Raw genomic sequence first — 8,662 nt, 5'->3', positions numbered from 1 at the left:
CGATCCGGGACCACTCTTCGTCGCTTAGATAAAATAACTTTCTGCCCATCCAAACCTCCTATCATCAGAAAGCTTGAATCACAGTTCCAATGTCACGAAAAGCACCAATTGAGTACAGACCCTAGAGCAGGCTGTTTTGCAGGCCTTGCGGAACTCACGCTTCGGCTGCACCATCGAAACAGAAACCGGCTGCTATCACGCTTGTCCGGGGGGTGGTGGCCTAGTGCTCACGAACTTGGCCCAGGTGTTGCCGTGCCTGCGTGAGCTTGCCGTTCTGCGGTCCATTGTAACCGGCCACCTACGATTATCCCCCTTATACCGCGAGGGTAAGCGGGAGACGCAATGTCGTCAGGCCGCCATTTCAATTGCTGAGAGTGCACAGGAGAGCACCGCCGACATACCGACAGCCGAACCTACCGTGACGCCGAAACAGGACCACAACACGATCCAGGTCTTAATCGGAATATCTCTATCTAAACTCGAAACTCTCGTCATTTTTCTGCCCCCTTCATCGACGTTTGCTGTCAAACGAAGTCCGTCCTAAATCCGCGAAATCCGGACCTTTTGCCTGTTTATTGACCCGCGGCCCTGATTCGCATTCATCCTATTACAGTTTCCGAATATGGCAAAAACAGGGCGCATCACTGAAACATCCGGGAACATAGTAGCCGAAGTGGGAAAAATCATCAAATATCAAAGGATTGCACGAACTCGTGAAGAGAGAGGTTGGGACCGTCCCCGGGCGCAGGTGTCCGTCTGAACTTCGACAGACCCTATAATACGGTGACAGAGTCGCGCAGGCTGGAATCGTCAACGACGATCTGAATGATGTCTCCTGACGTGATGCCCGGCAGCATCGCGAGCGCGACGAAAGCATTGCCCGCACCCGTTGGATCCACCTCCAAAACACCTGTTGTGGCGTCCGCGCGAACGAAATCTTCCAGGCTTTGCACGCCGGGATCGTATCCGCTCAGCAGATCCGACAGATCGACGGCATCCTGAGCCGCATCGAAGTCGAGGATGTCATCCACGCGCAGGGACGGTGCGGATGCGTCGGTCAGCGCCTCCTGATCAAACACAAAGAGATCCCGGCCGCTTCCGCCTGACAGGCTGTCATTGCCCAGGCCGCCAAGCAGGACGTCGTCGTCGTCGCCGCCCAGAAGAAGGTCGTCGCCGGGACCGCCGGTCAAACTGTCATTCCCCGCGCCACCCGACAGGGTCTCGCCATTTGGATCACTCGCGGTCAGCACGTCGTCGACGGCTGAGACACTGACCGTGAGGCTGCCCGGGGTCGACGCCGTATCTGCGTTGCTTGCTTCCTCGGCGACGGCGGTGACCGAGAGAGTGAAATCGTCGGCACTGCCTGCCGGCGGCCGAATCGCGAGGCCGGTCAGGTCATCTGCAGGGACCCGATAGGAGCTTGCGCCGCTGAACTCGTTGCCGCCATATCGAACCGTCGCGCCAAGGGGAACGTCGGAGAGATCGATATAGGCGATTTCGGACCCGTCCTGGTCCACCAGCTCGACCTCGACGGCCAGGGGAATAAAGCTGTTTTCGTTGCCCTGTGCGTCCTGAAGGCTGAGTAAAGGTGCATCCGCGACAGCTTCGATCTCCAGATAGAAGTCCTGACTGACGTCGGCAACATCGCCATTGCTGAGTTCCAGGACACTTGCGGTAACCGTCAGGGCGGGAATCTCACCGGCCTGCGCGCTGGCGTGTTCGGTATCGAGAGACAGCACCAGAGCCGCATATTGAGCCGGGGTGAGGGTGTAGCTGCCGTCGCCGTTGTCGATGCCCGCGGACAGTAGAACAAAGTCCGGAACATTGGAGACCGTCACCGACATGACCTCGGAGCCGTCCGTATCAATCGGCGTAAAATCGATACTGTCGCTCAAGACACTGCCGATGTCCTCCATACCCGTGGCCACAGGCAGACCGTCGAAGCTGTCACTGGTGATCACATCAAGCTGTGGTGCGTCGGCGACCGCGGCGAAATTGACCGTCGCGGTGGTCGAACTCTGCGCCGTGTCACCGTTCGAATCCCGGGAGGTCGCGGTGATTTCCACCTCGACGGGGCCGTGACGCTGGGCGATGGGTTTGACAAAAACCGCTGCGCCAGTGGGCACGACCGCAGCGCCGGAACCATCGAGCGGGTAGGGGATGCCGGCGGCATCGACGATCTGACCCTCCGCGGGATCGACTGAGATCAGCAGCGGATCCAGACTCTCAGAACCATCCTGGTCGATCACCGCGGCTGAAATCGTGAGAGCCGCGTTGACGTCTTCCAGGCCTTCGACATCCGCAGCCGAGAGCGCGGGTGTGTCGGCGACAGGCGTCACGCTGACGATTTGCGGCGGACTGGCCTTGGTGCTGAACGTGCCGTTGCTCTGGTTGAGGACCGAGGTGACCGTGAAGTCGAGATCACCTGCCAGGTTCTCCGGCGGTGTGTAGAAGAGTTGGCCGCCGGCCAGCGCCGCCAGGTTCACGGTCCAGGAGCCGCTGATCGGATTGAAGACGACGGCACCGGGGACATCCGAGGAGATTTTCGCGCCCGGGTCCAGGTCGCTGATCACCAGATCCAGCGCCGGGTTGTCCAGACCGATATTGTCTGCGCCAGGATCCAATACAGCGAGCGTGATCGGAAGGTCCTGATCTTCCAGATTAGAGTCAGGACCATTGTCCAGAGTGATGCCGATACAGGGCGGATCCAGGGGCGTGCCGCCACCACCACCACCGCCGCCACCTCCACCGCCGCCGGGCGTGCCTTCGTTTACGGTCACCGTGAAGGCTGTGGTGTCGATGGCCAGGCCCTTGTTGCTGGCAGGATCCGGGTTCGCAAAGTCGGCATCGTCCTCGAAAACAAAGGCGGTCAGTTCAAGGGCGAGATCGCCCGTGAAGCCGTTTGGCGGAAGGATCTGAAGGGCCGCGAGCTGGTCCGGCGTAAAGGTCCAGGTCCCGTCACCATTGTTAAAGCCGCTGTTGAAGGTCGTCCCCCAGCCGGCGTCCGAAGGTCCGCTCGGCAGGCCGGACAGCAGGAAGAACAGCGATTCGGAGCCGTCGCCCGTGGTCTCGAAGGTTTCGCCCGAGAGCGCAATGCTGCCCGTGGTGGCATCCAGCGGGAAGCCGTCCCAGGTGCCTTCATAGCTGTCTGCGGCATTGGCTTGCGCGCCGTCGGCCACACCTTGCACAACGACCGTGAAGCTGCTGCTGTTGCTGCTGGTCTCGCCACTGGCGACTTCCTGATGGAGCAGAGTCAGGCCGAGTTGGAAGTCTTCGTTGCTATCCAGGGGCGGACGGACTTGCACCGCGTCGATCAGATTCGCCGGTATGTCGTAACTGCCGTCTGCCGAGGTCGCCTGTTGAACACCGCCGATCCAGACTTCAACCTCCGTAGGGACGCCGGTCAGGCTGGCGCTGACCAGCTGCTCGGATCCGTCTCGATCGATCAGTCCGGCGTTAATGGAAACGGCGATCAGATCGTCTTCACAGCCGCTTGCGGACGCACTCGGGTTCGCGACATCGACGGAGGGCGTGATCTCAACGGGGAAGGGCAGGTCGGTCCGCAGGGTGTCGCCGTTGCTGTCTTCCGTGATGGTGGAGACGGTCAGATTGTATGTGCCGCTGAAATGCTCGGGGATGCCGCGCAGCTGGGCGGATTCCCAATCGCCGTTTTCCAGGACCCAGACGGTGGTGAGTGGCGGACCGCGGTCGATGCCCTGCAACAGTGGCGTGGTGCCGTCGGGGAACTGTACCACCAGACCCTGAGGGACGCCGCTGATGATCACGGTCGTCACCGTCTCGGACCCGTCAATGTCGGTATCGGAAGCCCGCAGGTTCAAGTCCAGCACGCCCCCGTTGGCGTCGACCTGAGCTTCGGTGACGCCGGGGAAGGGATCGATCTGGCCCGGGTCGGCCACTTCCTCGACGTCAATGTCGATGCTGCGGGACTGGGTGCGGGTTGAGGAAGCGTTCGGTGTGCCGGGGGCGTCGTCCCGGGCCGTGACGGTCGCGCGAATGTCGCCGCCCATGATTTCGCTGACGTCGCGTCCGTCATCCGGGTTTAGGCTTGCGCGCAGATCGCCGCTCCAGACGGTCTGGCTGCCGTCCAACAGGATAGTCAACTGGCCGCTGGCGGGATCGTAAAGCGCGCTCTCGAAACTGCTCGCGCCGGGCTCGAAGGTTGCAGGGAAGGGCGCGGTTCCGCTGGTGTCGTCGTATTCCAGCCAGCCGGGTGGAACATTTTCCAGGATGATTTGGGTCAGGCCTTCCGAACCGTCGCGATCCGGCGTATTCGCGCGGACGCGCAGGACGAAGTCGGTGTCCTCGCTGACGATGTGCTCTTGGTTCGAGATTCGTTGATCGGTCTCGAGCGCGGTCAGTCTGATGCGTGGCTGTGCGATGGGGTTGACGAAGACGGTGAAATCGCGTGAATCGGCGGCGCCCTCGTCGGTCGCGGCGTCCAGCTGGCCGGTAATCACCCCTGAGTAAAATCGGGGCAGGATGAGCCGAAGCGCGGCAACTTCGCTTTCCCCATTCGCGAGATTGCCGGGCGTCCAGACCCCATTGGCATCCAGATTTCCGACATTCACCTGCGTGCCCGGGGGCAAATCGCCGAAGGTAACCGAGAGCGAGGAGAAGGTCTCAGAACCGTCGATGTCGGTGGGCCGGGCTTCCAGATCCAGATCGACGCTGTTGGGCCGGCCCCGCTCGCGCACCACCACATTGCCGGCGTCCAGGCTCAAATCACCCTCAGGCGTCACGCGGATGGCAAAGTCTGTTGAATCCAGGCCGTTGCCGGGGGTGCCGTCGCCTTCGTCGCTGGTTGCGGACAGGGTCGCCTGAATCTCACCGCTCCAGTCTTGCGGCAGGGTCAGAGCGAGAGCGCTGAGCTCCTGTTGCGCATTCGCGAGATCGCCCGGAGTCCAGATGCCATCTGCCGATAGATTTCCGATGTTGACGCCGCTGCCGGCCGGCAGTCCGGCAAAAACGATCCGCAGATCCGTGAGGGACTCGGAGCCGTCTGCATCCGAGACGTTGAAAGTCAGATCGGTCAGCGGGATCGTAATCGCTTCGTCTGTCTCGGCGTCCGAGAATTCGGCGGGCGCGGTGACCGAAACATCACCCTCGGAGAGGATGGAGACGTTGAACAGGCTGCTGGCTGTCGCCTGGTTGTTGTCTGTGGTGAGCTCGCCGTCCGTGGATGTCTCTTCGGCGATGGCGGTGACCTCAACCGCAAAATCACCGCTCCAGTCTGCCGGAGCGATCAATTCAAGGCCCGAGAGGGCGTCTTCTCTGAGCAGCCAGGAGCCATCAGGTTGCAGGGCTCCTGCGGAGAGAGTGAGTTCGGCCGGAATTCCGGTCAGGATCACCCCAGTGATACTCTCGCTGCCGTCCAGATCGGTGACGGCGGCGGCAATGCTCAGGGGCACGCGGACCTCTCCGTCGGTCTCGACGCCGTTTACATCGCTGGAAGTAACCTCCGGTACATCGGCAACCGCGTCGATAACCACCGTGCCCTGCGCGGTGATGACAGCTGTATCGCCGGAATCACTGTCGAGAAGCGAAAGCTCAACCGTGAGGGGAATGTCGGCATCGCTATCCGGCGGCGGGAGAATGAATGCGCCTTGCTCGATTTGTGCTGGGGTCAGGCTAAAGCTGCTTGCAGGTGGTTGGATCGCGCCGGGATCGGTTCCGCCGATATAGAATGTCGCGCCCGGCGGGATCCCTGCGATCTCCAGCCCGGTGACGACCTCGTTGTCGCCCGGCGCGATATCGAAGGTGATTTCAATCGGGAAGGCGCCGGTTCCGTTCGGATCGGGGTTTCCGTCCTCAAAGCCGCCCGGGAAAGTGATAGTACCGTCGGGATTGCTGCCGAAGCCGATACTCAGGCTGCCGCTGGCGGGATCGAAGTCCGCAATCTCCTCATCCGGAGTAATGGTCGTGAATTCGAAGACGACGCCGGGAATCGGCGGTTGCGGGTTCAGAAGGTCGATGAGGCTGCCCAGGCCGTCGTCATAGACGTTAGCGCCGCTGCCCTGCAAAGGCGGTCCGGCAACGGTTTCGATCGGGCTGGCATTGTCGTTCACCAAAAGTGCGAGGTTTTCGCCGGGAATTACTCGTCCGTCCGCCAATACAAGATCCGGGAGACCCGTCTGATTAGCAAAACCGAGGAGCATGACCTCTCCACCGTTGGGGAAGGAGAAAACTAGACTGTTGCCGACCAATTCGACGTTGACGGATTCGTCGTCAAAGCCGACACGAATCTCGGATGCATTGTTGGCCGGGATGCGTATGTTCTCGCCGGCCGATGCCGCCGGGACGGTGACAATGCCGCCTTCTTCGCCGGTCTGCGTCTCTGCTGTTCGGGACTCAGTCGACCCTGCCGGTTCTTCGGGAGCCGGTTTGGGTGATAACGTCTCTACCTGATCTGTCATAGTGCCCACGCTATAGTGCGAAAAAAGCAGTGCCGCCTGCCTGCTTTTTTAGAGATTTCATCCCGCTAGTAATATTGGGGATTTCCCTCACTAAGGCTATGTCAATCAGCTGAATTTCAATGTCAAAAAAAGGGTATTGTGTCTGCTTTCCGGACCGGTTTCACAGTTTTATTTATTTTATAATTGTTTATCTCGCCTCTAGCGAACAATCTCAGGTTTGTGTTTTTGTTTTGATTGGATAAGTGTATTGGTCGCCGGCACTGCGCTACCGCCAATCCTTTAAGCTTACTGGAGAGAAGGCGACCGTGCCTGCATTTGCCTGCAGCTTCAATCCACGATGGCGCCGCGTTTCGTGACGACATAGGCGGCAAGTCTGTGACCTGCTTCCGCTGCTTCAACTGCCGATTGACCCAGCAGTCTCGCCGCCAGATAGGCGCCGTTGAAGGAGTCGCCCGCGGCGGTCGTATCGACGACATTCGATGCCTTTTGAGGCGTGACGACACTCACCGTGCCATCCGCGAGAACCAGGCAGTCTTCCGCGCCGTTTTTAACGACGGCCTCGCCGACCCCCAGCGCCTGCAGACGCGCGACCGTGTCCTGTGGGGATTTGTCGCCGAATAGACTTGCTTCATCGTCGAAACTGGGCAGGGCGATATCGCAGCGCTGCAGCAGTTTTTCCATCTCGGCACGTGCGATTTCGAAGCTTGGCCAGAGGGCCGGGCGAAAGTTACCGTCGAAGGCGATCAGTCCGCCCTTGGCTTTGACTCGATCCAGAAGAACGAGCAGTTCCGCACGGCTCTCGTTATCCAGTATCCCGAGCGTGATGCCGCTGAGGTAAATCAGATCGTAGTCCACGATGGTGTCCAGCGCGCTCCGGCAGGCGGGGTCGCTCAGGATATCCCGTGCCGCGGCTTCGCCGCGCCAGTAGAAGAACGAGCGTTCGCCGGTCTCGTCGGTCTTGATCACGTAGAGGCCGGGACGGCGACCGGGCAGGCGGACAACGTGCGAAATACCCACGCCCTCGTGCCGCCAGGCGTCCATCATTTCCTCGCTGAAAGGGTCGTCCCCAAGGGCGGTGACGTACTCCACTGCCGCAGTATCTTCCAGCCTCCGCGCCATGTAAACCGCGGTGTTGAGAGTGTCTCCGCCGAAGCCCCGGCTGAGGGTCCCGTCGCCGAGATCTCTCAATTCGACCATACATTCGCCGATTGCGGCGACTCTCTTTAGGGAGGCGTTTTCCATCGTTCTCTCTCGGGTATCTGCTCTTTGTCGATCTCAGTGAGGCAAGGCCGGATCTCGGCGCGCGGACCATAGCGCCGCTGCTCCGGCGATGAAAGGTGCCTGCGATGGATCTCGCCGGTCGTGGGGACCTTGTCGGGCGTTGACTCGCTCAGAATTGGCCTGACCACCTTGCCACTTGACCATCAAGCTTATTTGGGGATTGATTGCGTGTCGGGCGCCAGAGCAATAACGCGAGCGCCCACCGGATCTCCAAGGACTCGCAGGGAGCCCATGCCGTCATGCCGCTGCAGGCGATTGCGACCGAACGACTCTACCAGCAGGTCGCGCGCCAGATCGCCGATCTGATCCGTTCCGGCGAATGGCAGCCCGGCGAGCGTTTGCCGCCGGAGCGGGATCTTTCCGCGACACTGGGGGTCAGCCGTCCGACCGTGCGAGAAGCCATGGTGGCCCTTGAGCTCGCGCAGCTGGTCGAAGTGCGTTCCGGCGCCGGAATCTACGTGCGTGATTCCGCGTCGGACATCACCGCCAGCCTGCAGAACGGCATCGATACCGGCCCCAGCCCCTTCGATCTGATTGCCGCCCGGCGGGTGATCGAAGGCGAGATTGCCGCCATCGCAGCCGCACGCATCACCAAATCCGAACTCAAGGCCATCGCCGATGCGATCCGTAAGATGGAGCGGGACATCGAAAGCGGGCAGCAGGCCATTTCCAACCATGAAGATGCCGACCTGATGTTTCATCTGCGTTTGGCCGAGGCCACCGGAAATACGGTGCTCTCCTCGTTGGTTGAGCCGCTTTGGGAAGGGATGCGCAAACCGATGTTTGCCGCGATCAGCCGCCGGGTGAGCCTGCCGGACAATGCGCGGCGTGCCGCCAGAGAACACTGGGCGGTCCACGCCTGCCTTGCGAACGGCGACGCCACAGGGGCGCGCGATGCCATGCATGCACATCTTGATACCGTTCGCCGGATGCTTTTGAAGGATTGA

The 8,662-nt window shown here is 60.9% G+C and carries 3 protein-coding genes; 1 reads left to right on the top strand and 2 read right to left on the bottom strand.

The window, feature by feature from the left end; all coding sequences use genetic code 11:
• Positions 1-773 precede the first annotated feature (773 nt).
• Entirely contained in the window at positions 774-6,434 is a 5,661-nt protein-coding gene (locus tag FKG95_RS26670) for a type I secretion C-terminal target domain-containing protein (RefSeq protein WP_142899507.1), read from the bottom strand.
• 327 nt (positions 6,435-6,761) lie between these two features.
• Entirely contained in the window at positions 6,762-7,676 is a 915-nt protein-coding gene (locus FKG95_RS26665; RefSeq protein WP_142899506.1) for a sugar kinase, read from the bottom strand.
• 203 nt (positions 7,677-7,879) lie between these two features.
• On the opposite strand from FKG95_RS26665, the gene FKG95_RS26660 reads away from it, so the two are divergent.
• Positions 7,880-8,662 (top strand): FadR/GntR family transcriptional regulator, encoded by a 783-nt coding sequence (locus FKG95_RS26660; RefSeq protein ID WP_142899505.1) that lies wholly within the window; start codon positions 7,880-7,882, stop codon positions 8,660-8,662.

Origin of the sequence: Denitrobaculum tricleocarpae, from assembly GCF_007004665.1 — a bacterium.
Taxonomy (GTDB): domain Bacteria; phylum Pseudomonadota; class Alphaproteobacteria; order Kiloniellales; family Kiloniellaceae; genus Denitrobaculum; species Denitrobaculum tricleocarpae.
This window is presented reverse-complemented; position numbering and strand designations above follow the sequence as displayed.